A 24,602-nucleotide genomic window follows, 5' to 3' on the forward strand; every position below is an offset into this window, starting at 1 on the left:
ATCGAACCCCTTGACTTGACGTTTTCCTGCACGCAGGATGCCTCACATGCGCAACGACGGCAAAGCATCCGAGCTGGACCGCCGCATCGTGGCGGCCCTGCAGCTCAACGGGCGGGCCCCCTGGGGCGCCATCGCGAGGCACGTCGGGGCCAGCGAGTCCACCGTGCTGCGGCGGGCCGAGAAGCTCACCGAGAGCGGGCAGCTGCGGGTCATCGGCGTGGTCGACGTGCTCCGGTGCGGGCTCGGCGTGCCCGTCATCGCCCGGCTCAAGACCCGGCCCGGCACCGCGGCCGCCGTCGCCGAGGCGCTCGCCGCGCGGCCCGACGTGCGGTACGCGACCGTGCTCGCCGGCAGTGCCGACTGCTCCGCCGAGTTCGTCCTGCCCTCCTACGCCGACATCGCCGGCCTGCAGGAGAACGGCTTCCCCGCCGCCGAAGCCATCCGGGACGCCGAGACCTTCGCCGTCATGCGGACCTTCACCTCCAACCACGACTGGGACTCCGGCGAACTCACCGCCGAGGCGGCGAACGAGCTGCGCGGCGGCGAGGTCCGGCCCTTCGAGGAGCAGCACTGGGAACGCCCGCCCGAGCAGCTCGACGAACTCGACCTCGCGATCTGCGCCGCACTGGGCGAGGACGGCAGGCTGCCGTTCAAGGAAGTGTCCAAACAGGTCGGCACCAGTGAGTCCACTGTGGCCCGCCGGGTCGACTCGCTCGTCAAGCGCGGCTGCCTGCGCTTCCGGACGCTCGCCGAGCCCGCGATGTTCGGCTACGCGCTGGAGTTCATGCTCTGGCTCTCGGTCGTCCCCGGCGAGCTCGACCGCGCCGGCCAGCAGCTCGCCGCCCACCCCGGCACGAAGTACCTCTCCGCCACCACCGGCCGGTTCAACCTCGTCGGCCAGATCGTGCTGCGCCACTACGGCGAGCTCTACCGCCACACCACCGATGTCGTCGGCGCGCTGCCCGGGCTCCGGGAGGCCGACGTGACCCTGCAGGTTTCGACGCTCAAGCGCGCGTGGGCCCCGACCCCCGCCGCCAGCTTGGAGGACGCATGACGCAGCAACCGTGGCAGTGGGACGAACAGACCTGGCGCGGGCACGTCGAGCACGTCCGCGCGGGGCGCGCGCTGCGTCCGGCGTCGTGGCCCGGTGGCGCGAAGGTCGCCGTGGCGCTGTCCTTCGACTCCGACCACGAGACACCCGCCCTGCGCGACGGCGAAGTCCTGCCCGGGAAGATGGCTCAGGGCGAGTACGGCGCCCGCGTCGGCGTGCCGCGCATCCTCAAGCTGCTGCGCGAGCACAACGCGCCCGCGTCCTTCTTCGTGCCCGCGGTCTCCGCGCTGCTGCACGACGGCGAAGTCAAGTCCTATGTGGACGACGGACACGAGGTGGCGCTGCACGGCTGGATCCACGAGCGCAACACCGCGCTCACCGAGACCGAGGAGCGTGACCTCGCCTTCCGCGCCGCCGACGTCCTCGAACGCCTCGCCGGCACCCGGCCGGTCGGGATCCGGACGCCGTCGTGGGACTTCTCCGCGCACACCCTCGCCATCACCCGCGAGCTGGGCCTGCGTTACGACTCGTCGCTGATGGCCGACGACGACTGCTACGAGCTGCTCGAACACGGTGCACCCACGGGTGTCGTCGAGCTGCCGGTCGAGTGGATCCGCGACGACGCGCCGTACTTCATGATGGACCGGTTCGCGTCGCTGCGGCCCTACACCCCGCCGCGCGGCGTGCTGTCGATCTGGCGCGACGAGTTCGACGCCGCCCGCGCCGAAGGCGGCATCTTCCAGCTCACCATGCACCCGCACATCATCGGGCACCGCTCACGCGTCACCGTCCTTTCCGAACTTCTCGACCACATCAGCGGCCACGACGACGTCTGGTTCGCCACACACGCCCAGATCGTCGACCACGTCCTGAAGGAGCGGTCATGACCACTGTGGACACTGTCATCAGCCACCGGCTGACGGCCCACCAGCGCAAGGCGATCGTCGCCGGCGCCGTCGGCAACACCGTCGAATGGGTCGACTGGGCCGTCTACGCCACGTTCGCCCCGGTCTTCGCCGGTCAGTTCTTCGCCGGTGGCAGCGAAACCACCGCCTTGCTGTCCACTTTGGCCGTGTTCGCCGTCGGGTTCGTGATGCGGCCCATCGGCGGCGCGGTGCTCGGCGCGTACGCCGACCGCCGCGGCCGCAAGAAGGGGCTCACCCTGACCATCTCCCTGATGGCCGGGGCCTCGATCCTCATCGCGCTGACCCCCACCTACGCGCAGATCGGCGTGCTGGCCCCGATCGTGCTGCTGCTGGCCCGGCTCGTGCAGGGCTTCTCGGCGGGCGGTGAGTTCGGCTCGTCGTCGGCGTTCCTCATCGAGTCGGCCGCGCCGGGCCGCCGCGCGTTCGCCGGCTCGTGGCAGCAGGTCTCGGTCGGCCTGGGCTCACTGCTCGCCGCCCTGATGGGCACGATCCTCAACTCGACGCTCTCGGACGCCGATCTGCGCGGCTGGGGCTGGCGGCTGGCCTTCGGCCTCGCCGGGCTCCTGGGCCTGGTCGGCCTGTGGCTGCGGGTCTCGGTGCACGAGACCGAGGCGTTCACCAAGATCGCCGCGAAGCCGCGGCGCAACCCGCTGGTCGCGATGCTGCGCGACCACCCGGGCGCCGCGCTGCGCGTGGCCGGGGTGACCATCGCCGGCACGCTGATCTACTACGTCTGGGTGTCCTACATGCCGGCCTACGCGCACCTGGCCACCGGCATCCCGCTCAAGACCGCGCTCCTGGCCAACACCCTGGCCATGGTCGTGTTCATCGCGCTGCTCCCCTTCGGCGGCCTGCTGTCGGACCGGCTCGGGCGCAGGCCGACGATGACGATGTTCGCCGGCGGCTTCGTGGTGTTCGCCTGGCCCGCGTTCCACTTCCTGGGCAACAGCTTCTGGAGCGTCTTCGTCATCGAGCTGATCGGCCTGGTGCTGATCGTCGGGTACTCGGCCAACTGCGCGGTGATCATGGCCGAACAGTTCCCGCCGGAGGTCCGCACCACCGGGATCGGCCTGCCCTACGCCCTCGCTGTCGCGATCTTCGGCGGGACCGCGCCCTACGTGACGACCTGGCTGAACGCGAACCACCTCGGCAACCTCGTGTGGATCTACGTCGCGGTGGCCGCGCTCATCGGCGTCGCGGTGTACCTGACCATGCCGGAGACCAAGGGGAAGGAGCTGTAGTGCGCACCGTGCTCGTCACCGGCGCCGGCGGCGGGATCGGCGCGGCCATCGCCCGGCGGTTCGCCGCCGCGGGCGACCGGCTGGTCCTCTCCGACGTCCGCCCGGCGGAACTGTCCACAGTGGCCGACTCGCTCGACGACGCCGTCGCGCTGCCCGGCGATCTCGCGGACGCCGGCTACGCCGAAGGGCTCGTCGAGCGGGCCGGACCGGTCGACGTGCTGGTCAACGCCGCCGGGATCTACCCCGCCACTCCCCTGCTGGAGATGACCGCGGCCACCTGGGACCGCGTGCAGGACATCAACGTCCGGGCCGCGCTGCTCACCACCGTCGCGTTCGGACGGAGGCACGTCGCGGCCGGAACCACCGGCGTGGTGGTCAACATCTCCTCCGGTGCGGCCACCCGCGCGCGTCCCGGCGCCGCCCACTACGCGACGTCGAAGGCGGCACTGGAGATGCTCACCAAGGCCTGCGCGGTCGAGCTGGGCCCGCACGGCATCCGCGTCAACGCCGTCAGTCCCGGCTTCGTCACCGTCGACAGCGACGCCAACCCGGTCACCGAGGCGTACGCGGCGGCGGTGTCGGTCAACCCGCTCGGCCGCCGGGGCGAGCCGCGGGAGATCGCCGACGCCGTGTGGTGGCTCGCCGGGCCCGAGTCCGCCTGGATCACCGGCGCCGTGCTGCGCGTCGACGGCGGTTCGACCGCGGGCGCGGCCGGGCTGCCGCTGCACTGGTCCGGGGAAACGACTGTCCAGCAGGGAAAGGACACGCATGTCTGACCGGCGCTCGTACACAGTGGTCGGTGGCGGCGCGATCGGCGGGACGCTCGCGTTCCACCTCGCGCGGGCCGGCCACCCGGTGTCCATCGTGGACGCCGACCCGGCTCACGTCACCGCGATCCGCGACCGCGGGCTCACCCTGCGACGTCCCGAGGGCGACGAGACCGTCGAGCTGCCCGCCTTCCTGCCGGACGAAGCCCCGCCGACGTTCGGCCGGGTGCTCCTGGCCGTCAAGGCCCAGGCCACCGAGGCCGTGCTGCCGTGGCTGACCCCGCGCTTGGCCGAAGACGGCTTCGTCGTGTCCCTGCAGAACGGGCTCAACGAAGGGCTGATCGCGGCGCACGTCGGTCCGGAACGGACGGTCGGGGCGTTCGTGAACCTGTTCGCCGACGTCGTCGAGCCCGGTGTCGTGCGCGACGGCGGTCTCGGCGCACTGGTCGTCGGTGAGCCCGACGGCCGGATCACCGACCGCGTCGAGGAAGTTGTCGCCGACCTGCAGGCCTGGGGCCCGGCGAAGGCGACGGCCAACGTCGAGGGCTACCTGTGGGCGAAGCTCGGCTTCGGCGCGATGCTCACCACGACGGCCTTGGTGGACGCGCCGATGGCCGACCTGATCGACCGGCACCGCCCGCTGATGCACGCGATCGCCGCCGAGGTACTGGCCGCGGCCGGCGACCGCACGCTGGAGGCGTTCGACCAGTTCGACCCGGCGGCCTACCTGCCGGGGGCGGCCGGGCGCGAGGCGGCGACCGACCGGCTCGTCGCCTGGCTGCGGACGCAGCCCAAGGACCGCAGCGGCATCTGGCGCGACATCGCCGTGCGGCACCGCCCGGTCGAGGTGCACCACCACTACGCGCCGGTCCTCGCGGGGGCCGATGTCCCGTTGCTGCGGGCGATGCTGGCCCGGCTGAGCGACGTCGAAACCGGGGCCGCCGCGATGTCCGAAGACCACCTGACCGAACTGGAGCGCGCCCTGTGATCGCCGACCTGCACGAGTGGGTGCAAGCCCACCGTGACGACCTCCTGGCCGACCTCGCCACCTACGTCGGCATCGAAACACCCAGCGACGACAAGGAAGCGCTGGCCACCGGACTGTCCTGGGTGGACGGCTGGCTCCGGGAACGGCTGGGCCCGCCGGAAACCGTCCGCGACGTCGACGGCGGCCGGTACGGCGACATCAAGGTCTACGACTTCCCCGGTTCGGGAGAGCAGCCCATCCTCCTGCTCGGCCACTACGACACGGTGTGGCCGCTCGGCACCCTCGCGGACTGGCCGTTCACGGTGGACGGTGACCGGGCGACCGGACCGGGGATCTTCGACATGAAGTCCGGCCTGGTGCACGCGGTGTGGGCGCTGCGTGCGCTCGACGCGGCGGGCCTGCCCCGCCCGGCCGTGCGGCTGGTCCTCAACGGCGACGAGGAGATCGGCAGCCCGGCGTCGCGGCCGGTGATCGAGGAGGCGGCCGCCGGCACCCGAGCCACGCTGGTGTTCGAAGCGAGCGCGGACGGCGCGGTGAAGACCGCGCGCAAGGGTGTCGGCCTGTTCCAGGTGCACACCACCGGCGTCGAGGCGCACGCCGGGCTCGACCCGGCGAAGGGCGCCAGCGCGGTCGACGAGCTGGCGCGGGCGATCCTGGCGCTGCACGGGCTGGCCGACCCGGCCGCCGGGACCACGGTGAACGTCGGGGTGATCACCGGCGGCACCCGGCAGAACGTGATCGCGGGCGCGGCGTCGGGCGAGATCGACGTCCGCGTGTCGAGCGCGGCCGAAGCGGCCCGCATCGACGCGGGCCTGGCGGCGCTGAAGGCCCACGACCCCCGAGCGGCGGTCGAGGTGACCGGCGGCTGGAACCGGCCGGTGATGGAGCGTTCGGAGCCGATCGCGCGGCTGTACGAGCTGGCCCGCGACGAGGCCGCGAGGCTCGGCGTCACGCTGCGGGAATGCTCGGTCGGCGGGGCGAGCGACGGCAACTTCGTCGCCGCGCTGGGCCACCCGGTCCTGGACGGCTTCGGCGCGGTCGGCGACGGCGCGCACGCCCGGCACGAGCACATCAGCGTCGAGGGGATGATGGAACGCACCGCGCTGGCGGCCGCCGTCCTGCACCGGCTGGCCGGCTAGCGTCCGATGCGAACGGAGTGACGATGGAAACCCGGCTCGACGAACGGTTCAGCGACCCCGGCGCCCAGGCCACCGGCTGGGCCGAAACCACGAAGGCGCTGGAAGACGCCCAGATCAGCTGGCTCACGACCGTCCGCGCCGACGGCCGGCCGCACGTGACGCCGCTGGTCGCGGTGTGGCTGGACGGCGCGGTCCACTTCAGCACCGGCGCGACCGAGCAGAAGTACCTCAACCTCACCGCGAACCCGAACGTCGTGCTGACCACCGGCCGCAACGCGTGGGACGACGCCCTCGACGTCGTGGTCGAGGGCGAGGCCCGCCGCGTCACCGACCGCTCGAAGCTCGAGCGGCTCGCCGCGGCGTGGCTGGCCAAGTGGGACGGCAGCTGGGTCTACGAGGTGACCGACACCGGGTTCCGGCAGGGCGGCCACGACGACGTCGCGGTGTTCGCCGTCGAACCGGCGAAGGTCCTGGCCTTCGGCCGGAAGCGGACGAGCCCCTCGGACACGTCGATGCTGTCCACTGTGGAGTTCACGCACACCAGCCACCGGCCCTGACGGCTCAGGCGCGGCCCAGCAGCTTCGCCAGCCGGCGCCGCGGGGCGCGAGTCCGCAGCCGGCCGGCGACGGCGTCCTCGAGCAGGGCCCCGACCGTCTCGCCGGCGCACGCCTTGTTGGCGCCGATGCCGCCCGACGGGCCGCGCTTGATCCACCCGGCGACGTAGGTGCCCGGCTCGACGCGGCCGGCCGTGTTCGGGACCGTCCCGGTGTCCTCGTCGAACGGCAGGCCCGGCACCGGGACGCCCCGGAACCCGGCCGCCCGCACGACGCGGCCGGCGCTGATCTCGACGTCGCCGGTCACGCGGACCCCGCGGACCTCGGTGTCGCCGGTGAGCTCTAGCGGCGCCGAGTGGAAGCGCAGCACGATCCGCCGTCCGTCCGGCGGTGGCGACGACCAGTCGACCGCCACGCGCGGGACCCCGCGCAGCCACGCCGCTTTGCCGTCGCCGGCCTCGATCGCCGCCGCGATCCGCGGGTCGTGCGCGTCCACGACGAGGTCGCCCCGGGCCGCCAGCGCCAGCAGCTCCGACCGCGTGTACGCCGCGTTCTCGGGGCCGCGCCGGGCCAGCAGCACGACTTCGCGCACCTTGCTCGAGCGCAGCCAGGCCAGCGCCTCGGGCGCGACGGACGTGCCGGCCAGGGTCTCCGGGTCGGCGGTCAGGATCCGGGCGATGTCGAGCGCGACGTTGCCGGTGCCGACCACGGCCACCCGCTCGGCCGAGAGGTCCACGGCGTCCGGCTCGATGTCCGGATGGCCGTTGTACCAGCCGACCACCGACGCGGCCGGCAGGCTGCCGGGCAGGTCCTCCCCGCGGATGCCCAGGCGGCGGGCCTCGGTGGCGCCGACCGCGTAGATGACCGCGTCGTGCCGCTCGGCCAGCTCGGGACCGGCTTCGGTGCCCAGGCGCAGCCGCAGCCGCGGGTGGTCGTGGAACCGCGCGAACGTCTCGCCGATCTTCTTCGTCGACGGGTGGTCGGGCGCGACGCCGTAGCGGATCAGCCCGCCGGCCGTGGCCAGCCGGTCGATCAGGGTGACCCGGGCGCTGGTGTGCAGCAGCAGGTCCTCGACGGCGTACATGCCCGCCGGGCCGCTGCCGACGACCGCGACGTCCAGCGGCGCGAAGTCGCTCGGCAGGACCCGGGTGAACGCCGGCGGCGTCCAGCGGTGGAAGTTCGGGGCGACGGTCGCCTCGGCGAGGACGTCGCGGCCCGCGTAGAACTGCGCGTTGAGCTCTTCGTAGGCCTGCAGCGGCCCGGTCAGGTCACCGGCCGGGAAGATCGCGTCGACCGGGCAGGCGTCCGCGCAGGCACCGCAGTCGATGCACGTGTCCGGGTCGATGTAGAGCATCTCGGTCGTCCCGAAGTCCGGCTCGTCCGGCGTCGGGTGGATGCAGTTGACCGGGCAGACCGACACGCAGGAGGCGTCGGCGCAGCAGGTCTGGGTGATCGCGAAGGCCATGGCGGGTCAGATCAGGTTCGCGCGCTTGTAGAACCACAGCGACGGCTTGGTGAGCAGCCCGGCGGAGTGCAGGAACTCCATCAGCCCGGAGCAGCTCGAGCGCAGCATCGACTTGTGGTGCTCGTTGGCCTTCGCCTCGCGCCGGCCGCGCTTACCGTCGAGCCCGGCGTTCTCGTAGACCTTGCCGTTCACCATGCTGGTGACGATGAAGTAGGACGCGATCGCGACGACCAGGCCGTTGATCTGGCGCCGCAGCCACCCGGCCCCTTCGAGCCGCTCGCGGGTCTCCTCGCGGGCGAACTTCATGTGCCGCGACTCTTCGACGACGTGAATGTTGTTGATGGTCCGCACGAACGGGGCGACGCGCTCGTCGCGCATCCAGTCGCGCTGCATGACGTCGAGGACCTCTTCGGCGACGAGGATCGCCGCGTAGGCGGCCTCGCCGGTCGCGGTGGCCTTGAAGACGCGGCCGAGCTCGACGACGAACCGGCGCGGCCGGTAGGCGGGCGCGCGCAGCTTGGCGGCGCCGCGGGCGAACATGATCGAGTGCCGGCACTCGTCGGCGATCTCGGTCAGCGCCCACTGGAACGCCGGGTCGGTCGGGTCCTTCGCGTAGAAGTCGCGCAGCACCATCTGCTGCAGGATCATCTCGAACCAGATGCCGGTGCTGGCCACCGACGCCGCCTCCTGGCGGGTCAGCTCACGCTGCTGCTCCGGCGTCATGTCGGCCCAGTAGGACGTGCCGTAGAGCGAGCACCACTCGGGGCTGGCGCCGTAGTGGTCCGTGTCGAGCGGCGTCTCCCAGTCGACCTCCTTGACGGGGTCGTAGGACAGCTGCTCGGACGAGTCGAGCAGGCGCCGCGCCATGGTCTCCCGGTCCGACACGCCCGGTTCGCGCTCGCTGATGCTCGTCATCGCCGACCTCCTCGTCAGGTGTTACCCCGGTTTACTGTTACCAACCGTAACACGAAAACAGTCCAGTGCACACCCGTCTCCTCAAACGCCGCGGAACGCGCTGGGCGGGCGCCCGAGCAGGCCGTGGAACATCGTGGTGAACGCGCCCGGCCCGGCGTACCCGAGCGCGGCCGCCACCTCGGCCACCGGGGTGCCCGCCGCCAGCTGCGGCAACGCGTGCAGCACGCAGGCGCGACGCCGCCACGACGCGAGCGCGAGCCCGGTCTCGGCGCGGAACCGCCGGTGCAGGGTCCGCTCGCCGACGTGCAGGCGCGCGGCCCAGGCGGCCGGCCGCACGTCGACGCGCGGCCGGGCCAGGAAGTCCAGGCACAGCCGGCGCAGCGCCGGGTCGGCGGGCAACGGCAGGTCGAGCGGCAGCGGCGCGGCCCGGCGCAGCTCGTGCAGGGCCAGCTGCAGCACCGCCGAGTCCCGCCCGCGCGCCGCGTAGCGCGGTTCGACGTCGACGGCTTCCCGCAGCAGCTCACGCAGCAACGGCGTCACTTCGACAACGCGGCAGCGGGCCGGGAACCACGGCACCGCCCGGGGTTCGACGTACAGGCTGCGCGTGCTCACCCCGTCCATCCGCACCGCGTGCGGCACCCCGGCGGGGATCAGCACGGCACGCTGCGGCGGCACCGTCCACGCGCCGTCGGCGGTGTCGACGCGCATCGACCCGCTGTCGCCGTAGAGCACCTGGGCCCGCCGGTGCCGGTGCTCGGCGAGGACGTGGCCGGGCGGGTAGTCGGTGCCGATGGCCACGACGTCGCGGTCGAGGTCGTCGACGGTGTCGATCGGGACGTTGCGCACACCCCCCAGCCTAGGTGGCCGAAACTCGGATGAAGGTGGCTGATCGGCGAATGCCCGCCACCGCCGCCGGCGGTAGCGTCGAGCCACGTGCTCACTGCGATTTCCCTGTTCGGCCTGGGCATCCTGGCCGGTGTGACGACCGCGTTGTTCGGGTTCGGCGGCGGGTTCGTGACGGTGCCGGTGGTCTACGCCGTCGCCGCCCACGGCCCGGCCGCGATGCACGTCGCGGTCGGGACGTCGGCCGTGGTCATGCTGGTGAACTCGCTCGGCGCGACGGTCACCGTGGCGCGGGCCGGGCGGCTGCGCCGCGAGTACGTCTGGCCGCTGGGCGGGTTCATCGCGCTCGGCGCGGCCCTCGGCGCGCTGGCCGCGACGAGCGTCGCCGACGGGCTGCTGCACGCGCTGTTCGCGGCCTACCTCGCGCTGACCATCGTGGACAGCCTGCTGCGCCGCGGGTTCCTCACCGGCGGGCCGCCGCGGCCGCTGGGCCGCCTCGCGGCGTCCGCCGGCGGGACCGGCATCGGCGCGGTCGCGGCGTTCCTCGGCGTCGGCGGCAGCGTGCTGACCGTGCCGCTGCTGCGCCGCCGCGGCCTGCCGATGCGCGACGCCACGGCGCTGGCCAACCCGCTCAGCCTGCCGGTCGCCGCGGTGGCGACCGTCGTCTACCTGGCCGCGCCCGGCCCGGCGGCGATCGACCCGCTCGCGGCCGGGCTCCTGCTCGCGGGCTCACTGCCCACGGTCGCGATCCTGCGCCGGTGGCCGCCCGCCATCCCGGACCGCGCCCACGCGTTCGCCTACCTGGCGCTGCTCGGCGCGGCGCTGGCCGCCGTCCTGTGGTGAGCCGGTAAAGTTTCGGTGTACATTCGTTCACTCAATCAGTCGAACGGCAGGAACCGGTGCACTCAAGCAGCGACACCCCCGCCCGGACCGGGCCGTTCGGCTCCGGGCTGCTCGGGCCACTCGACCAGGACGTCAGCGTATTGCGGCGGCGCGTCCAGCGCCTGCTGACCGCCGCCCTGATCGCCACCAACGTCATCGGCGCGCTGGTCGTGGTGGGGCTCGCCGCGCTGCTCATGCCGGCCCCGGGCATGTCCGGCGCACTCGTGCGGGCCACCGCGATCGCCGTCCCGGCCTACGTCGTGGCCGCGGTCGTGGTCGGCACGCTGTGGGGCACCCGCGGGGCGCTGCGGACCCTGCGGTGGGCCGCCGAAGGCCGCCGCCCGACCGAAGCCGAGCGCGTCGCGAGCCTGCGCGTCCCCCTCCGGCTGACGCTCATGCAGGCGGTCCTGTGGGGCCTGGCCACGCTGGTGTTCGCGGCGCTGGCGGTGCTCCTGCAGCCCGCGGTCGCGCTGACGGTGTTCCTCGTCGTCGCGTTCGCGAGCGTCGTGGTGTGCGCGATCGCCTACCTCTTCGGCGAGTTCGCGCTACGGCCCTACGCCGCCCGGGCGCTGGCCGGGACCGCGCCGCCGCGCCCGCTCAGCGGCGGCGTCAACCTGCGGATGCTGCTGTTCTGGTGCCTGGGCACCGGGGTGCCGGTGGCCGGGCTGGTGGTCACCGCGGTGCTGGCGTGGGTGCGCGGCGACGTCTCGACCACGAAGCTCGCGGTGTCGGTGATCGCGCTGGGCCTGGTCGTGCTCTGCTTCGGCCTGCTGGTCACGGTGTTCACCGCCCGCGCGGTGGTGAACCCGATCTCCTCGGTGCGGCACGCGCTGGGCCGGGTCCGCGCCGGAGATTTCACCGTCGAGATCCCGGTCTACGACGGCACCGAGCTCGGCCTGCTGCAGGCCGGGTTCAACGACATGACGGCCGGGCTGGCCGAACGCGAGCGGCTGCGGGACCTGTTCGGCAGGCACGTCGGGCGCGAGGTCGCGGTCGAGGCTATGCGGACGTCGTCGGAGCTCGGCGGCACGGTCCGCACGGTGTCGGTGCTGTTCGTCGACCTGGTCGGCTCGACGGCGCTGGCCGCGAGCCGCCCGCCGGAGGAGGTCGTCGGCCTGCTCAACCGGTTCTTCGCGGTGGTGGTCGACGAGGTCGACCGCCACGAGGGGCTGGTCAACAAGTTCATCGGGGACGCCGCCTTGGCGGTCTTCGGGGCGCCCGCGCCGCTCGGGGACCACGCGACGGCCGCACTGGCCGCCGGCCGCGCGATCGCCCGCCGGCTGGCCCTCGAGGTCCCGGACGGCCCGGCCGGCATCGGCGTCGCGACCGGCGACGCGGTGGCGGGCAACGTCGGCGACCCCCGCCGGTTCGAGTACACGGTGATCGGCGACCCGGTCAACGAAGCCGCCCGGCTGACCGAACTGGCGAAGAACGCGCCCGGCCGGCTCCTCGCGTCCTGGACGGCCGTGGCGGCCGCGTCGGCCGGGGAAGCCGGGCACTGGCGGGCGACCGAAGACGTCACCCTGCGCGGGCGCAGCCGCCCGACCACACTGGCCTCGCCGCGCTAGAGCCGCGGGTCGATGTGGACCTTCGGCGCGGCGAACCGCTCGCCGGCCAGCACCGCGCCGACCCGGTCCAGCCCGACGGTCGCCCCCACCAGCGGCCGCGGGTCGACGGTCCCGGCGGCGTAGGCGGCGATCGTGTCCGCCAGCCCGGGTGACGCGGACAGGATGCCGACCGCCGTGACGTCCTTGAACACCAGCGCCCGGGTGTCGAGCTCGCTGCGCTGCCCGGACAGTCCGATGTAGACGACCCGGCCGGCCGGCTCCACCAGGTCGACCGCCAGTGAGGGCAGCGCGGCGGCGCCCGAGGCGTCGACGACCGCGTCGAAAGGCAGCTCCGGCAGGGTCTCGCGGGTCCAGACGTGCGCGAACCCGAGCCCACGCGCGAAAGAGCTGTCACCCAGGCCCAGGAGGTGGACCTCGGCGCCGGTCGCACGCAGGAACATCGCCGTCAGCAGGCCGATCGTGCCGGGCCCGAGCACCAGCACGCGGTCCCCCTCGCCCACGGCCGCGGCACGCGCGGCCCGCAGCGCGTTGCCGCCGGGTTCGACCAGCGCGCCGAGTACGGGGTCGACCGCGTCGGGCAGCGCGTGCAGCGACCACGCGGGCACCGCGACCCGCTCGGCGAGCGCCCCGGCGCGGCCACCGCGGATCCCGACCTCCTGCCGGTTCTCGCAGGTGTGCTGGTGACCTTTCCGGCACCGGCGGCAGGTCCGGTCACCGAGCATGGTGTCCCCCATGACCCGGCGGCCGAGCCAGGCCGCGTCGACGCCGTCGCCGACCGCCGAGACGGTGCCGGACCACTCGTGCCCGAGCCGCATCGGGTAGGCGGCGTGCCCTTGGTGCAGGTAGGCCATCTCGCCGGTGAAGAACTCGACGTCGGTGCCGCAGACCCCGGCCCGCTCGACATCGACGACGACCTCACCCGGGACGGCACGCGGACTCGGGACTTCGTGGACCGCCCCTTGGCGCGGACCGGTGAGCACGAAGGCCCGCATGGTCGAAGACATGGCCGCATCGTCGCACGACCGGACGCGGCCGGCCGAAGCGGCCGACGGTTATTTTCCCCATTCCGCCGAGTGCGGCGAAAAGAACGCGCACCGACCTGAAAAAGAACATCCGGGAATCCTGTAACGCATTCCGGTCGAAGCCGACTAACGCGGTGTTTCCGCACCGCCGGAAAAGCACCCGGGAGGCATCGTGGACGTCAGGACCGAACGGCCGTCCGAACTGCAGGACGCCGTCGCCGCCCGAGCCGCGCGGCGGGGTGACCAGCGGCGGGCCAAGATCGCGCTGCTGGGCCGGCCCGGCGGGATCGCCCAGGCCGACGAGCCGAGCCGCGTGGCCACCCGGATCGACCGGCTCGGCCGGTACTACCCCGACGTGCGGCCGGTCAGCCCGGCCGCGATCGCCGCCGGCGAGCCGGCCGCGATGACCGCCGCGGGCGCGATCCTCGAGCGGATCATCCTGACCGACGACCTCCTCGGCGTCGGCTACCTCGAAGGCGGTGTCACGGCCGCGGCCGCCGTCGGGCGGGTCAACATCCGGGACGAGCGCGGCCGGCTCGTCGGGTACGGCACCGGCTCGCTCGTATCGCCGGAGCTGTTGCTCACCAACCACCACGTGCTGCCGGACGCCGCGACGGCCGGGTTCAGCGTCATCGAGTTCGACTACCAGGACGGCGTCGACGGCCTGCCGCTGCCGGTGCGGGCGTTCGGGCTCGACCCGGACCGCTTCTTCGTCGCCGACGAAGGCCTGGACTTCGCGCTGGTCGCGGTGAAGGCGGCCGACGGCGAACTGGGCCCGTTCGGCTTCAACCGGTTGATCGGCACCGAAGGCAAGGCGATCGTCGGCGACTTCGTCACGATCGTCCAGCACCCGCAGGGCGGCAAGAAGCAGGTCGCCCTGCGGGAAAACCGGGTCGTGGACGTCCTCGACGATTTCCTGCATTACGAGACCGACACCGAACCCGGCTCGTCCGGCTCGCCGGTGTTCAACGACCAGTGGGAAGTCGTCGCACTGCACCACGCGAGTGTCCGCGCGGACGGGCACGCCGAGTTCGGCAATTTCCTGAACGAGGGAATCCGGGTCAGCAAACTGCTGAAGTTCCTGGCGGAAAAACCGTTCCCCGCGGACCGGCAGGCCCTGCTCGACCGCCTGTCCACCCGGCCGGAACGGGCGTCGCGCACGCCGGTGCCGGACGGTGCGCCGCAGGTGCTCACCCTCACCATGCCGGTCGACATCCGGCTGCGTGCCGAACCCGCGGCGGCCGAGGAGACCGGCCGGATCGACCCGGACTACTCGAACCGCGAGGGCTACGACCCGGGCTTCCTGCCCGGGCACACCGTCGGCCTGCCCACCCTGCCCGACGCGCTCCTGCCGCTGGCGGCGATCAACCGGCAGGCGACCACCGAACCGCGTTACGTCCTGCCGTACCACCACTTCAGCGTCGTCATGCACAAGGAGCGGGCGCTGGCCTTCTTCACCGCGGTCAACATCGACGGGCGCACCAGCCAGGCCCTGCGCCGCGAGGCGGACCACTGGTCGCTCGACCCGCGGGTGGCCGAGAGCGAGCAGCTCGGCGAGGAGATCTACCGGGCCAACCCGCTCGACCGCGGGCACCTGGTCCGCCGTCTCGACCCGGCGTGGGGCGCGACGGCGGCGATCGCCCAGCTCGGCAACGACGACACGTTCCACTTCACGAACTGTTCGCCCCAGCACAAGGACTTCAACCAGAACAAGACGACCTGGGCCGGGCTCGAGGACTACGTGCTGAACAACGCCGCCAACCACGAGCTGAAGGTCAGCGTGGTGACCGGCCCGGTGCTGGCCGAGGACGACGACCAGTACCGCGGCGCCCGGCTGCCGCGTCAGTTCTGGAAGGTCGTCGCGATGGTCAAGGCGGACGGCACGCTCTCGGCGACGGCGTACCTGCTGAGCCAGGAGTCCCTGATCAAGGGCCTCGAGGTGGCGGCCGAGTTCAGCTACGGCGCGTACCGCACCTACCAGGTCCCGGTCCGCCGCATCGAGACGCTGACCGGTCTCTCGTTCGGCACGCTGCCCGACGCCGACCCGCTGACCGGCCTGGAGTCGACGACCGAGGCCACGGAGATCCGCGGCGCGGCGGACCTGGTGCTCTGAGGTTCAGCCCGCCGGGCCGAGCCACGTCGTCAGCGCGGTCCGCAGCCCCGCGTCGTCCGGCGTGGCGACGGCGATCCACGCCAGGTACCCGTCGGGCCGGACCAGCGCCGCCAGCGGCTGGTCCGGGAACGCCAGCGGCCGTCCGGTGACCACCTCGACCCGGTCGCCCCACTCCGCCGCGACCGCACCGGCGCCGAGCCCCGCGTCCAGCACCACCGCGTGCCCGTCGCGGAACGCCGACGCGAGCCGCGTTCCGTCGGCCAGCGCCAGGTCCGGCACCCGCCGGCCCACCAGCGGGTGGTCGCCCGCCAGGTCGTAGTGCTGCCAGCCGCCGCCGATGCTCGAGACGACGTGGGTCGCCCCGTCCGGGGTGTCCAGGAGGTCGGTCATCACCTCGCGCAGTGCGTCGGCGCGTGGCCCGCGGGCCGCGCCCAGCGCCGTCTGGGCCAGGCTCCAGCGCTGCACCCACGCCCCGATCGGGTGCCGTTCCGGGGTGTAGGTGTCCAGCAGCGGCTCGGGCGCGTGCCCGCGCGCGACGAGGGCCAGCTTCCAGCCCAGGTTGACCGCGTCGCCGAGGCCCAGGTTGAGGCCCTGGCCACCGGCCGGGGAGTGCACGTGGGCCGCGTCGCCGCACAGGAGCACCCGTCCTCGGCGGTACGTCGTGGCCTGGCGGGTCGTGTCCGCGTACCGCGTCGCGACGTGCACCTTCGTCACCACGACGTCGGTGCCGCTGACCCGCCGCAGGCTCGCCTGCACTTCCGCCGCCGTCACCGGTGTGTCGCGCTCGGCCGGCGGTTCGTACTCGACGGTGTGCACGCGGGGTGGGCCGTCGCCGTCGGCCCAGCCACCCACGACGTACGACCCGTGCTCGCCGTGCTGCCAGCCGCCCGCGGTGAGCTTGCCCGGGTCGTCGAGGTCGACGACCGCCTGCCGGCCGGTGAAGACCGGGTCCACGCCCGGGAACGCGAACCCGGCCAGCCGCCGGACGGTGCTGCGGCCGCCGTCGGCCCCGACCAGCCACCCGGCCCGGACCGTGCTCTGTCCGATGTGGACTGTGACACCCGCCGGGTCGGCGTCGAACCCGGTCACCTCGGCGCCGGACCGCACTTCCACGGCCGCCCACTCGCGCAGGATCGCTTCCAGGTCGGCCTGGGCGATCACGCCGGCGCCGAGGAACTCCTCCCCCGGCCCGGGCGGCCGCAGCCGGTCGGCGCGGATGCCGATCCCCGCGAAGTGCCCGGCGAAGACCTCGGGCCGCTCGCCTGCCGGGGCCTCCGGTGGCGGCACCGCACCCGGGCCGACCCACATCGCCGCGGCCCGCTCGACGGCGGGCAGCAGCCCGCGCAAGTTCAGTGCGTGCACCGAAGGCGTGTTCAGTGCCCGCGCGCCCATGGACCCGAACCGGGACCGCGGCGTCGCGGTCTCCCGCTCCAGGACCAGCACGCGCGCACCGCCGAGCCGCAGCTCGCCGGCCAGCGCCAGGCCCACCGGGCCGCCGCCGGCCACCACGACGTCGAAGTCCATCTCCCCCACCGCCTTCACCCGGAACCGGGGTGCTCCCACCACCAAGGTAGCGAACGCGGCGGTCAGTCCCGGCCGGCGCCGCGCAGGATGTCGGCCGCGTGCCGCCGGTGGGCGGCGAAGAGCTCCAGCGCCTGCTCGCGATCGCGGGCCCGCAGCGCGTCGGCGAGCTGCCGGTGTTCGGCCGGGATGCCCGCCAGGTAGCCGTCGGTCTCGACCCCGATGCGAGTCAGCAGGAACAGGTGCACCTGGGAGCGGATCGCCTGCCACGCCTCGCGCAGCCGCCGGTGCCCGGCCGCCGCGTAGACCGCGTCGTGGAAGTCGAGGTCGCAGCGGACCATCTCGTGCTCGTCGGCCGCCCGCTCCATCCGCCGCACCACCGCGTCGATCGCGGCCAGGGCGTCGTCCGGTGCGTGGTCGACCACCAGGCCGACGGCCAGCTGCTCGAGCGCGGCGCGGAGGCTGTCGAGCTCGGCGACGTCCACATCGGACAGCGCGGTCACCGTCGCGCCCCGGTGCCACTCGCTGCGGACCAGGCCCTCGCGCTCCAGCTTCAGCAGCGCCTCCCGGACCGGTCCGCGGCTGACGCCCAGCGCCTCGGCCAGCTCGACCTCGCGCAGCTGGCTGCCCGGCGCGTAGACCCCGTCGAAGACGGCGTCCCGGACGCGGTCGGCGACCTCGTCGGCCAGCCCGCGCCGGCGGGCGGGCACGACGCCTTCGCTCCTGTTCATGTCGCAATGTTAACATTCAGACATGATGATCCCCCGCTTCCACCTCGCCATGCCCGTCGACGACCTGGCCGCCGCCCGCGGCTTCTACGGCGAAGTCCTCGGCCTCGAGCCGGGCCGCAGCGCCGAGACCTGGGTCGACTGGAACCTGCACGGCCACCAGTTCGTCACGCACCTGGCGCCGAGCGGACCGGAGCGCGTCCACAACCCGGTCGACGGCCACGACGTCCCGGTGCCGCACTTCGGGCTGATCCTCACCGTCGAGGAGTTCCACGCGCTCGCCGGCCGCCTCCGCGCCGCGGAGACGAAGTTCGTGATCGAACCGTACGTCCGCTTCGCGGGCGAGCCCGGTGAGCAGTGGACGATGTTCCTGCTCGACCCGGCCGGCAACGCCCTGGAGTTCAAGGCCTTCGCGGACGACTCACAGGTCTTCGCGGTCTGACGAGCCGCGCAGCGACCCGGGGTGGGCCTTGGCGCCGGGGTCCCGCCGGGTCTTGAGCAGGCTCGCGACGGTCACGACTGCGAGGACACCGATGATCACCGCCAGGCTGACCGGCGTCGCGATCTCCGGCACCCGCGGGTCGAGGTCGACGTGCGCCCAGTGCAGGATCAGCTTCACGCCGATGAACGCGAGGATCACCGCGAGCCCGGCCGAGAGGTAGACGAGCCGGTCGAGCAGGCCCTTGACCAGGAAGTACAGCGCGCGCAGGCCCAGCAGCGCGAACGCGTTCGCGGCGAAGACGATGTAGGGCTCCTCGGTCACGCCGAAGACCGCCGGGATCGAGTCGAGGGCGAACAGCAGGTCGACGCCGCCGATCGCGACCAGCACGACCACCAGCGGCGTGACCTGCCGCTTGCCGCCGGCGCGGGTGGTCAGCCGGCCGCCGTCGTAGGTGTCGGAGACCGGCAGCAGGCGCCGCGCGGTGCGGACCACGACGTTGTGCTCGATGTCCGGGTCGGAGTTCCGGTGCCGGAACAGCTGGACGCCGGTGTAGATCAGCAGCAGGCCGAAGAGCAGGAACATGAAGGAGAACAGGGAAAGCAGCGTCGCGCCGAGTGCGATGAAGATCCCCCGCATCACCAGGGCGAGGACGATGCCGAACGTGAGCACCTTGTGCTGGTGCTCCTCCGGCACCGCGAACGTGGTCATGATGATCACGAAGACGAACAGGTTGTCGACCGACAAGCTCTTCTCGACGATGTAGCCGGCGAAGTACTCGGTGCCGAACTCGCCGCCGTGGGCCAGCGTCAGCCAGACCCCGAAGGCCACCGCGACGAGGATGTAGCCCACCGACCAGGCGACGGCCTCGCCGAACCCGACCCGGTGCGGCCGGAGCGCGGCGACCACGAGGTCGAGGGCGAGCAGCGCCAGGATGACGCCGACGGTGACGAGCCAGGTGCCGACGCCGATCCCCATCCGCTCCCCCGCTCCCGCGTACCTGCCGCGATCGTAAGGGCCGGTCCGCCCGCGCGCATCCCGAAGTCCATTGTGGACGGCTGCGGCGCGCGGGGCGTAGACTCCCGTACCCCTGCCTGGGGTGCCGCCTGGTCACGGAGAAACGCCGATGGGAACCACCGCCGAGGAGCCGCCGGACGCCGTGCTGCTCGCCGCCCTCCGCGCGGGTGACCTCGACGCCGGTGGCGCCCTGTTCCGCCGGCACGCCGAGCCGCTGCGCCGGATCGCGGCGGCGTGGGCGCGGCAGCCCGCGGAAGGCGACGACCTGGTGGCCGAGACGTTCACCCGGGTGCTGGCGGTCGTGTGCGCGGGCGGCGGGCCGGACGGGGACCTCCGGCCGTACCTGGTTGTGACGATGCGAAACCTGGTGTCACGGTGGGGACGGCAGCGCAGCCGCGTCGAGCTGTGCGAGACGGTCCCCGAGCCGGCCGCGAGCGGCGCTGACGAGCTGGCCCTGCACCGGTCGCACGAGCGGCTCGTGTGGACGGCCTACTGCACCTTGCCAGGCCGCTGGCGGACAGTGCTCTGGCGCACCGAGGCCGAGGGCGACACCCCGACGGAGGCGGCGCCGCTGCTGGGGCTGACGCCGAACAGCGTCGCGGCGCTGGCGATGCGGGCGAGGGAGGGGCTGCGGCAGGCGTACCTGCAGGTCCAGGTGCCGGAGGCGCAGGAGCCGGTGTGCCGGGAGCCTCGCCGCCGGATGGGCGCGTGGGTCCGCGGCGGCTTGTCCCCGCGCCGGGCGAGCGTGATCGCGGACCACATCGCGGGCTGCGGTTCGTGCCGGTCGGTGGCGTCGGGCCTGGACGAGGCGAACCGCGAGCTCCCGGGCTCGGCCGCCCGCCTCACCAGCTGAGCGCGCCGCCGGGGTTGCGTCGAGGTTGCCCCGACCCCGCTCCCCCGGGTTACCGTGAAGCCACGGCCCAGGAGGTGGCGGTGGACGAAGGAGTCTGCGCGGTCCGGCCCGGCACCGACGTGGCCGGGCACGCCCGGCTGCTCGCCGGCATCCACGACGCCGTCCTGGCCGGCCGGTCACCCCGGTCCGCGCCACGCCGGCTGGTCGAACGGTCCTGGCGGCGCGTCGCCGCCCAAGGCGTCGATCCCGACCGGCCGCCCGCACCCGATCCCCTGGACACCGCCGAGGTCGAACGGCGGCGGACGACCTGCCGCATCCACGAAGTCCTGCCGGAGCTGCGCGGCGCGCTGACGTCGGTCGCCGAGGACACGAGTCACCTCATGGTCGTCACCGACGCCGACGGGGTCGTCCTGTGGCGCGAGGGCGCGCGTGGCGTGCGGCACCGGGCCGACTCGCTCGGCTTCACCGAGGGCGCCACCTGGTCCGAGCCCGCGATCGGGACGAACGCGATCGGCACCGCGCTGGCCGAGGCCGCGCCGGTGCAGATGTTCGCGGCCGAGCACTTCGTGCGCTCGCACCACGCCTGGGCCTGCACCGCCTACCCCGTGCACGACCCGCGGACCGGTGAGCTGCTCGGCATCGTCGACGTCAGCGGGCCGGCCGAAACGGTCCACCCGATGACGGTCGCCCTGGTCGGGACGTCGGTGCGGCTCGCCGAAGCCGTTTTGCGGCAGCGTCACGAAGCCCGGCTCGAAGCCCTTCGGCAGCTCTCGGGTCCGTTGCTGCGCGGCCCCGGTCTCGTCGTCGACGACCACGGCTGGGTCGCGGCACTCAGCGGGGTCGCCGGGATCGACCGGGTCGCCGCGCCCCGGCCCGGCGTGCCGGTCGCCGTCCGCGGCGTCGGGGCGTGCGAGCCGGAGCCCGTGCCGGGCGGCTGGCTGCTGCGGCCGAGCCGGCGCGAGGCCCTGAAGCTCACCCTCGAGTTCGACCCGCCCCGCGCGATCGTCGAAGGGTCCGCGCGGTGGACGCACCCGCTCGGGAACCGGCAGGCGGACCTGCTGCGGCTGATCGCGACCGCGGGCCCGGCCGGGGTGTCGGCCGCGCAGCTTTCGGAGGCGCTCTACTGCGACCGCACGCACCTGGTGACCGTGCGCGCCGAGCTGTCACGGCTGCGCAAGCTGGTCGGCGGTTTGCTGCTGGCGCGGCCGTACCGGATCGCGCCGGACGTCGACGTCGTGCTGATGCAACCTTGAGGCAACCCTTTCGCGGCCGGGCCGGCCGGGGTTGGCTGCGCTGAACGCGCCGCCGACGAAGACGGTGCCCGAACGGGGAGGTCCGCTCATGACCCAGACCCTCGAACCGGCCGCGGCCGTCGGTGCCAGGCAGCGCGTCGACGCCTGGCTCGCCGACTTCGAGGCCGCGCTCGCGGCCCGGGACGCCGATCGGGCCGCGGCCCTCTTCGCGACGACGTCGTTCTGGCGCGACCTGGTGGCGTTCACCTGGAACCTGAAGACGGTCGAAAACCGCGACGGCGTCAAGGATCTGCTGCTGGCCACGATGGACAGCACCGACGCGACCGGCTTCCACGCGACCGAGGAGCCGACCGAGGCCGACGGGATCGTGGAGGCGTGGATCGGCTTCGAGACGGCGGCCGGCCGGGCTCGCGGGCACCTGCGCCTGAACGACGAAGGCGCGTTCACGTTCCTGACGACGCTGTACGAGCTGAAGGGCCACGAGGAGCCCCTGGGTACGGCCCGGCCGATGGGCGCGGAGCACGGCGCCAACCCGGACCGCGTCACGTGGGCGGAGGCGAGGCAGGCGGAGGAGTCGTTCGGGACCACCCGCCAGCCGTTCGTGGTGGTGATCGGCGGCGGCCAGGGCGGCATCGCCCTCGGCGCCCGGCTGCGTCAGCTCGGCGTGCCCCACGTGGTCGTCGACCGGCACGCCCGGCCGGGAGACCAGTGGCGGGGCCGGTACAAGTCGCTGTGCCTGCACGACCCGGTCTGGTACGACCACCTGCCGTACCTGGACTTCCCACGCAACTGGCCGGTGTTCGCCCCGAAGGACAAGATCGCGGACTGGCTGGAGATGTACACGAAGGTCATGGAGGTGACGTACTGGTCGTCGACGACGTGCAAGAGCGCGTCGTACGAAGACGGCGAGTGGACGGTGGTCCTGGACCGCGACGGCACCGAGGTGGTCTTGCGCCCGAAGCAGCTGGTGCTGGCGACGGGCATGTCGGGCAAGCCGAACATCCCGTCGCTGCCGGGCCAGGACCAGTTCCGCGGAGAGCAGCACCACAGCTCCCAGCACCCGGGCCCGGACGCCTACCGCGGCAAGAAGGCGGTGGTCATCGGCTCGAACAACTCGGCGTTCGACATCTGCGGGGCGCTGTGGGAGACGGGCGCGGACGTGACGATGGTCCAGCGCAGTTCGACGCACATCGTGAAGTCGGCGTCGTTGATGGACCTGGGCTTGGGCGACCTGTATTCGGAGCGCGCACTGGCGGCGGGGATGACGACGCAGAAGGCGGACCTGACGTTCGCGTCGTTGCCGTACCGCATCATGCACGAGTTCCAGCAGCCGGTGTACGCGGCGATCAAGGAGCGTGACGAGGAGTTCTACGCGCGCCTGGAGCAGGCGGGTTTCCGCCACGACTGGGGAGACGACGACTCGGGGTTGTTCATGAAGTACCTGCGCCGGGGCTCGGGTTACTACATCGACGTGGGCGCGGCGGACCTGGTGGCCGACGGCTCGGTGAAGCTGGCGCACGGCCAGGTGGAGTCGCTGACCTCGACGTCGGTGGTGCTGTCGGACGGTACGGAGCTGCCGGCGGACCTGGTGGTGTACGCGACGGGGTACGGATCGATGAACGGCTGGGCGGCGGATCTGATCAGCCAGGAGGTCGCGGACAAGGTGGGCAAGGTGTGGGGCCTGGGCTCGGACACGACGAAGGACCCGGGACCGTGGGAGGGCGAGCAGCGGAACATGTGGAAGCCGACTCAGCAGGAGGGGTTGTGGTTTCATGGGGGGAATCTGCATCAGTCTCGGCATTATTCGCTTTATCTGGCTTTGCAGTTGAAGGCTCGTGCTGAGGGGATTCCTACGCCTGTTTATGGGTTGCAGGAGGTGCATCATCTGGCTTAGCCGGCTGCTTTGGCTGGGGTGTCTGGGGTCCGGACGGCTCGGCTGAGTGGGGTTGTCCTCGCCCGGCCGAGTCTTGGCGGATCTGCTGTGCCGGCTTGTGGTTGCGGCGGGATCGCGCTGTGCTCGGCTGGGGTGGGGTGAAGTGCCTGTCGAAAGCGGCGTGGATGGCTGCCGCCGGCAGCTTTCCGCCTGGGTGAGGTGAAGCCGCCCGCCTGCGCTGGGGTGGGAGTGCAGGTGCCTGGTGCGAGTGGCTGCGGCGGGATTCGATCGCGGTGTGCTCGGCCGAGGTGGGGTGAATTGCCACTCCGAGACGGCGTGGATGGGTGCCGCCAACGGCGGCGGGATGAAATCGGCTGGATCGCGCTGTGATCCGCCGGGGCGGGAACCGGTTGACTGCACCGGTGCCGGATGACGAAGCACGCTCGGCCGCACTGCGACCCGCCGGGACGGGACCCGTTGGCTACGCCAGTGCTCGATAGCGAAGCACGCTCGGCCGCACTGCGACCCGCCGGAGCGGAACCGGTTGACTGCACCGGTGCCGGATGACGAAGCGCGCTCGGCCGCACTGCGATCCGCCGGGACGGGAACGAGTTGACTGCGCCAGTGCTCGATGGCAGGCGCGCTGGGCCGCGCTGTGATCCGCCGGGGCGGGAACCGATTGGCTGCGCCGGTGCTCGATGGCGAAGCACGCTCGGCCGCACTGCGATCCGCCCAGGCGCAACCAGTTGGCTGCGCCGGTGCTCGATGGTGAGGCGCCCTGGGCCGCGCTGCGATCCGCCGGGACGGGAACCGATTGGCTGCGCTCGGCGAGGCGCGGTGGGCCGCGCTGCGGTCTGCCAGGCTGTTGTGGGCGTGGGTGTAGGCCCGTAGCCGGTGGCTGCGGGCCTGTCCCGTGTTCGGTTGTTCAGGCTGCGGTGGGTATGGGTTGGTGGAGGTTGTTGCGCCGGGGTTGTCGGCGCTTGTCCAACCAGACCGGCGGTAAGAACTCTGGAAGCCCATCGGCCGCGATGCGGACTTCCCAGCCGGAGCGGTGCAGGAGCCGGTGGTGGTGGGCGCACATCAACGCCAGGTTGTGCAGGTCGGTGGGGCCGCCGTCGGCCCAGTGCCGGATGTGGTGACCCTGGCAATGCCGTGGTGGGCGGTGGCAGCCGGGGAAGGCGCAGCCGCGGTCACGCAGGTAGAGGGCGTTGCGGAGGTTGGTGGGGATCAGGCGACGGGCGCGGCCCAGGTCCAGCGGGGCGCTGGCGCTGTCCAGGACGGCGGGGATGAGTTTGCAGTCGCAGGCGTGGATCCGGGCTTCGGCCGCGCTCAGGGTGCCGGTGTCGCCGAGCAGGGCGGTGCCGAGGCCGGAGGTCAGGTTCTGCAGGGGGATGGTGACCATGACGTGGGCTCGTTCGCCGGCTTGGGTGGGCAGGTCGGGGGT

The 24,602-nt window shown here is 73.0% G+C and carries 22 protein-coding genes; 14 read left to right on the forward strand and 8 right to left on the reverse strand.

Going from position 1 to position 24,602, the window contains the following annotated elements:
- Window positions 1–46 precede the first annotated feature (46 nt).
- Genes M8542_RS40180 through M8542_RS40210 form a run of 7 tightly spaced genes read left to right on the forward strand, consistent with a single transcriptional unit; the run spans window position 47 to window position 6,669 of the window.
- Window positions 47–1,054, forward strand: a complete 1,008-nt coding sequence (locus M8542_RS40180) for an Lrp/AsnC family transcriptional regulator (RefSeq protein WP_257925619.1) — start codon at window positions 47–49, stop codon at window positions 1,052–1,054.
- Entirely contained in the window at window positions 1,051–1,938 is an 888-nt protein-coding gene (locus M8542_RS40185; RefSeq protein WP_257925620.1) for a polysaccharide deacetylase family protein, read from the forward strand. The genes M8542_RS40180 and M8542_RS40185 overlap by 4 nt, the downstream gene beginning before the upstream one ends.
- A complete protein-coding gene (locus M8542_RS40190) occupies window positions 1,935–3,218 on the forward strand; it encodes an MFS transporter (protein ID WP_257925621.1) in 1,284 nt (427 codons plus the stop codon). The genes M8542_RS40185 and M8542_RS40190 overlap by 4 nt, the downstream gene beginning before the upstream one ends.
- Window positions 3,218–3,994 carry an SDR family NAD(P)-dependent oxidoreductase gene (locus tag M8542_RS40195; RefSeq protein ID WP_257925622.1) on the forward strand — a complete coding sequence of 259 codons (777 nt, stop codon included), beginning with the start codon at window positions 3,218–3,220 and terminating at the stop codon, window positions 3,992–3,994. Before M8542_RS40190 ends, M8542_RS40195 begins: the two co-directional genes overlap by 1 nt.
- Window positions 3,987–4,973: a ketopantoate reductase family protein gene (locus M8542_RS40200; protein WP_257925623.1), complete on the forward strand. Its 987-nt coding sequence runs from the start codon at window positions 3,987–3,989 to the stop codon at window positions 4,971–4,973. The genes M8542_RS40195 and M8542_RS40200 overlap by 8 nt, the downstream gene beginning before the upstream one ends.
- A complete protein-coding gene (locus tag M8542_RS40205; protein WP_257925624.1) occupies window positions 4,970–6,112 on the forward strand; it encodes a M20 family metallopeptidase in 1,143 nt (380 codons plus the stop codon). The genes M8542_RS40200 and M8542_RS40205 overlap by 4 nt, the downstream gene beginning before the upstream one ends.
- Before the next feature lie 23 nt (window positions 6,113–6,135).
- A complete protein-coding gene (locus M8542_RS40210) occupies window positions 6,136–6,669 on the forward strand; it encodes a pyridoxamine 5'-phosphate oxidase family protein (RefSeq protein ID WP_257925625.1) in 534 nt (177 codons plus the stop codon).
- Window positions 6,670–6,673: 4 nt separating this feature from the next.
- On the opposite strand, the gene M8542_RS40215 is transcribed toward M8542_RS40210, so the two are convergent.
- The 3 genes from M8542_RS40215 to M8542_RS40225 form a co-directional block, all read right to left on the reverse strand.
- Window positions 6,674–8,131, reverse strand: a complete 1,458-nt coding sequence (locus M8542_RS40215) for a 4Fe-4S binding protein (RefSeq protein WP_257925626.1) — start codon at window positions 8,129–8,131, stop codon at window positions 6,674–6,676.
- Between the two features lie 6 nt (window positions 8,132–8,137).
- The gene (locus tag M8542_RS40220) at window positions 8,138–9,046 is read right to left on the reverse strand and encodes an AurF N-oxygenase family protein (protein ID WP_257925627.1); all 909 of its coding nucleotides are present in this window, start codon (window positions 9,044–9,046) and stop codon (window positions 8,138–8,140) included.
- A gap of 81 nt (window positions 9,047–9,127) precedes the next feature.
- Window positions 9,128–9,892, reverse strand: a complete 765-nt coding sequence (locus tag M8542_RS40225) for an AraC family transcriptional regulator (RefSeq protein WP_257925628.1) — start codon at window positions 9,890–9,892, stop codon at window positions 9,128–9,130.
- A gap of 87 nt (window positions 9,893–9,979) precedes the next feature.
- Here M8542_RS40225 and M8542_RS40230 point away from each other — a divergent pair, with 87 nt between their 5' ends.
- Together M8542_RS40230 and M8542_RS40235 are read left to right on the forward strand one after the other, a co-directional pair.
- Window positions 9,980–10,732, forward strand: a complete 753-nt coding sequence (locus tag M8542_RS40230) for a sulfite exporter TauE/SafE family protein (protein WP_257925629.1) — start codon at window positions 9,980–9,982, stop codon at window positions 10,730–10,732.
- Between the two features lie 56 nt (window positions 10,733–10,788).
- A complete protein-coding gene (locus M8542_RS40235; RefSeq protein WP_257925630.1) occupies window positions 10,789–12,339 on the forward strand; it encodes an adenylate/guanylate cyclase domain-containing protein in 1,551 nt (516 codons plus the stop codon).
- Here M8542_RS40235 and M8542_RS40240 read toward each other — a convergent pair.
- Window positions 12,336–13,343 (reverse strand): zinc-dependent alcohol dehydrogenase, encoded by a 1,008-nt coding sequence (locus tag M8542_RS40240; RefSeq protein WP_257925631.1) that lies wholly within the window; start codon window positions 13,341–13,343, stop codon window positions 12,336–12,338. The genes M8542_RS40235 and M8542_RS40240 overlap by 4 nt on opposite strands.
- 190 nt (window positions 13,344–13,533) lie before the next feature.
- Between M8542_RS40240 and M8542_RS40245 the strand changes: the two genes are divergently transcribed.
- Window positions 13,534–15,474: a DNA/RNA non-specific endonuclease gene (locus tag M8542_RS40245; RefSeq protein ID WP_257925633.1), complete on the forward strand. Its 1,941-nt coding sequence runs from the start codon at window positions 13,534–13,536 to the stop codon at window positions 15,472–15,474.
- Between the two features lie 3 nt (window positions 15,475–15,477).
- On the opposite strand, the gene M8542_RS40250 is transcribed toward M8542_RS40245, so the two are convergent.
- Together M8542_RS40250 and M8542_RS40255 are read right to left on the reverse strand one after the other, a co-directional pair.
- The gene (locus M8542_RS40250) at window positions 15,478–17,037 is read right to left on the reverse strand and encodes an FAD-dependent monooxygenase (RefSeq protein ID WP_257925634.1); all 1,560 of its coding nucleotides are present in this window, start codon (window positions 17,035–17,037) and stop codon (window positions 15,478–15,480) included.
- A gap of 23 nt (window positions 17,038–17,060) precedes the next feature.
- Entirely contained in the window at window positions 17,061–17,726 is a 666-nt protein-coding gene (locus M8542_RS40255; RefSeq protein WP_257925635.1) for a GntR family transcriptional regulator, read from the reverse strand.
- Between the two features lie 22 nt (window positions 17,727–17,748).
- Between M8542_RS40255 and M8542_RS40260 the strand changes: the two genes are divergently transcribed.
- The gene (locus M8542_RS40260) at window positions 17,749–18,165 is read left to right on the forward strand and encodes a VOC family protein (RefSeq protein WP_257925636.1); all 417 of its coding nucleotides are present in this window, start codon (window positions 17,749–17,751) and stop codon (window positions 18,163–18,165) included.
- On the opposite strand, the gene M8542_RS40265 is transcribed toward M8542_RS40260, so the two are convergent.
- Window positions 18,145–19,140 (reverse strand): TerC/Alx family metal homeostasis membrane protein, encoded by a 996-nt coding sequence (locus M8542_RS40265; protein ID WP_257925639.1) that lies wholly within the window; start codon window positions 19,138–19,140, stop codon window positions 18,145–18,147. The genes M8542_RS40260 and M8542_RS40265 overlap by 21 nt on opposite strands.
- Window positions 19,141–19,288: 148 nt before the next feature.
- Here M8542_RS40265 and M8542_RS40270 point away from each other — a divergent pair, with 148 nt between their 5' ends.
- The 3 genes from M8542_RS40270 to M8542_RS40280 all read left to right on the forward strand — a co-directional run bounded on the left by M8542_RS40270 (window position 19,289) and on the right by M8542_RS40280 (window position 23,179).
- On the forward strand, window positions 19,289–20,032 hold the full coding sequence (locus M8542_RS40270) for a zf-HC2 domain-containing protein (RefSeq protein ID WP_257925640.1): 744 nt from the start codon (window positions 19,289–19,291) through the stop codon (window positions 20,030–20,032).
- 80 nt (window positions 20,033–20,112) lie between these two features.
- On the forward strand, window positions 20,113–21,285 hold the full coding sequence (locus M8542_RS40275) for a GAF domain-containing protein (RefSeq protein ID WP_257925641.1): 1,173 nt from the start codon (window positions 20,113–20,115) through the stop codon (window positions 21,283–21,285).
- An 88-nt stretch (window positions 21,286–21,373) separates the two neighbouring features.
- Window positions 21,374–23,179: a flavin-containing monooxygenase gene (locus M8542_RS40280; protein WP_257925642.1), complete on the forward strand. Its 1,806-nt coding sequence runs from the start codon at window positions 21,374–21,376 to the stop codon at window positions 23,177–23,179.
- 904 nt (window positions 23,180–24,083) lie between these two features.
- Here M8542_RS40280 and M8542_RS40285 read toward each other — a convergent pair.
- Window positions 24,084–24,602 (reverse strand): HNH endonuclease signature motif containing protein (locus M8542_RS40285; RefSeq protein WP_257925643.1); only part of this gene is annotated, 519 nt, incomplete at its 5' end.

Source organism: Amycolatopsis iheyensis (assembly GCF_024703995.1).
In the GTDB taxonomy this organism is placed as follows: Bacteria; Actinomycetota; Actinomycetes; order Mycobacteriales; family Pseudonocardiaceae; genus Amycolatopsis; species Amycolatopsis iheyensis.

Coding starts and splice junctions, on each gene's coding strand:
- M8542_RS40180 (WP_257925619.1), top strand. CDS start 47: ATGCGCAACGACGGCAAAGCATCCGAGCTGGACCGCCGCATCGTGGCG.
- M8542_RS40185 (WP_257925620.1), top strand. CDS start 1,051: ATGACGCAGCAACCGTGGCAGTGGGACGAACAGACCTGGCGCGGGCAC.
- M8542_RS40190 (WP_257925621.1), top strand. CDS start 1,935: ATGACCACTGTGGACACTGTCATCAGCCACCGGCTGACGGCCCACCAG.
- M8542_RS40200 (WP_257925623.1), top strand. CDS start 3,987: ATGTCTGACCGGCGCTCGTACACAGTGGTCGGTGGCGGCGCGATCGGC.
- M8542_RS40210 (WP_257925625.1), top strand. CDS start 6,136: ATGGAAACCCGGCTCGACGAACGGTTCAGCGACCCCGGCGCCCAGGCC.
- M8542_RS40215 (WP_257925626.1), bottom strand. CDS start 8,131: ATGGCCTTCGCGATCACCCAGACCTGCTGCGCCGACGCCTCCTGCGTG.
- M8542_RS40220 (WP_257925627.1), bottom strand. CDS start 9,046: ATGACGAGCATCAGCGAGCGCGAACCGGGCGTGTCGGACCGGGAGACC.
- M8542_RS40240 (WP_257925631.1), bottom strand. CDS start 13,343: ATGTCTTCGACCATGCGGGCCTTCGTGCTCACCGGTCCGCGCCAAGGG.
- M8542_RS40255 (WP_257925635.1), bottom strand. CDS start 17,726: ATGAACAGGAGCGAAGGCGTCGTGCCCGCCCGCCGGCGCGGGCTGGCC.
- M8542_RS40260 (WP_257925636.1), top strand. CDS start 17,749: ATGATGATCCCCCGCTTCCACCTCGCCATGCCCGTCGACGACCTGGCC.
- M8542_RS40265 (WP_257925639.1), bottom strand. CDS start 19,140: ATGGGGATCGGCGTCGGCACCTGGCTCGTCACCGTCGGCGTCATCCTG.
- M8542_RS40270 (WP_257925640.1), top strand. CDS start 19,289: ATGGGAACCACCGCCGAGGAGCCGCCGGACGCCGTGCTGCTCGCCGCC.
- M8542_RS40280 (WP_257925642.1), top strand. CDS start 21,374: ATGACCCAGACCCTCGAACCGGCCGCGGCCGTCGGTGCCAGGCAGCGC.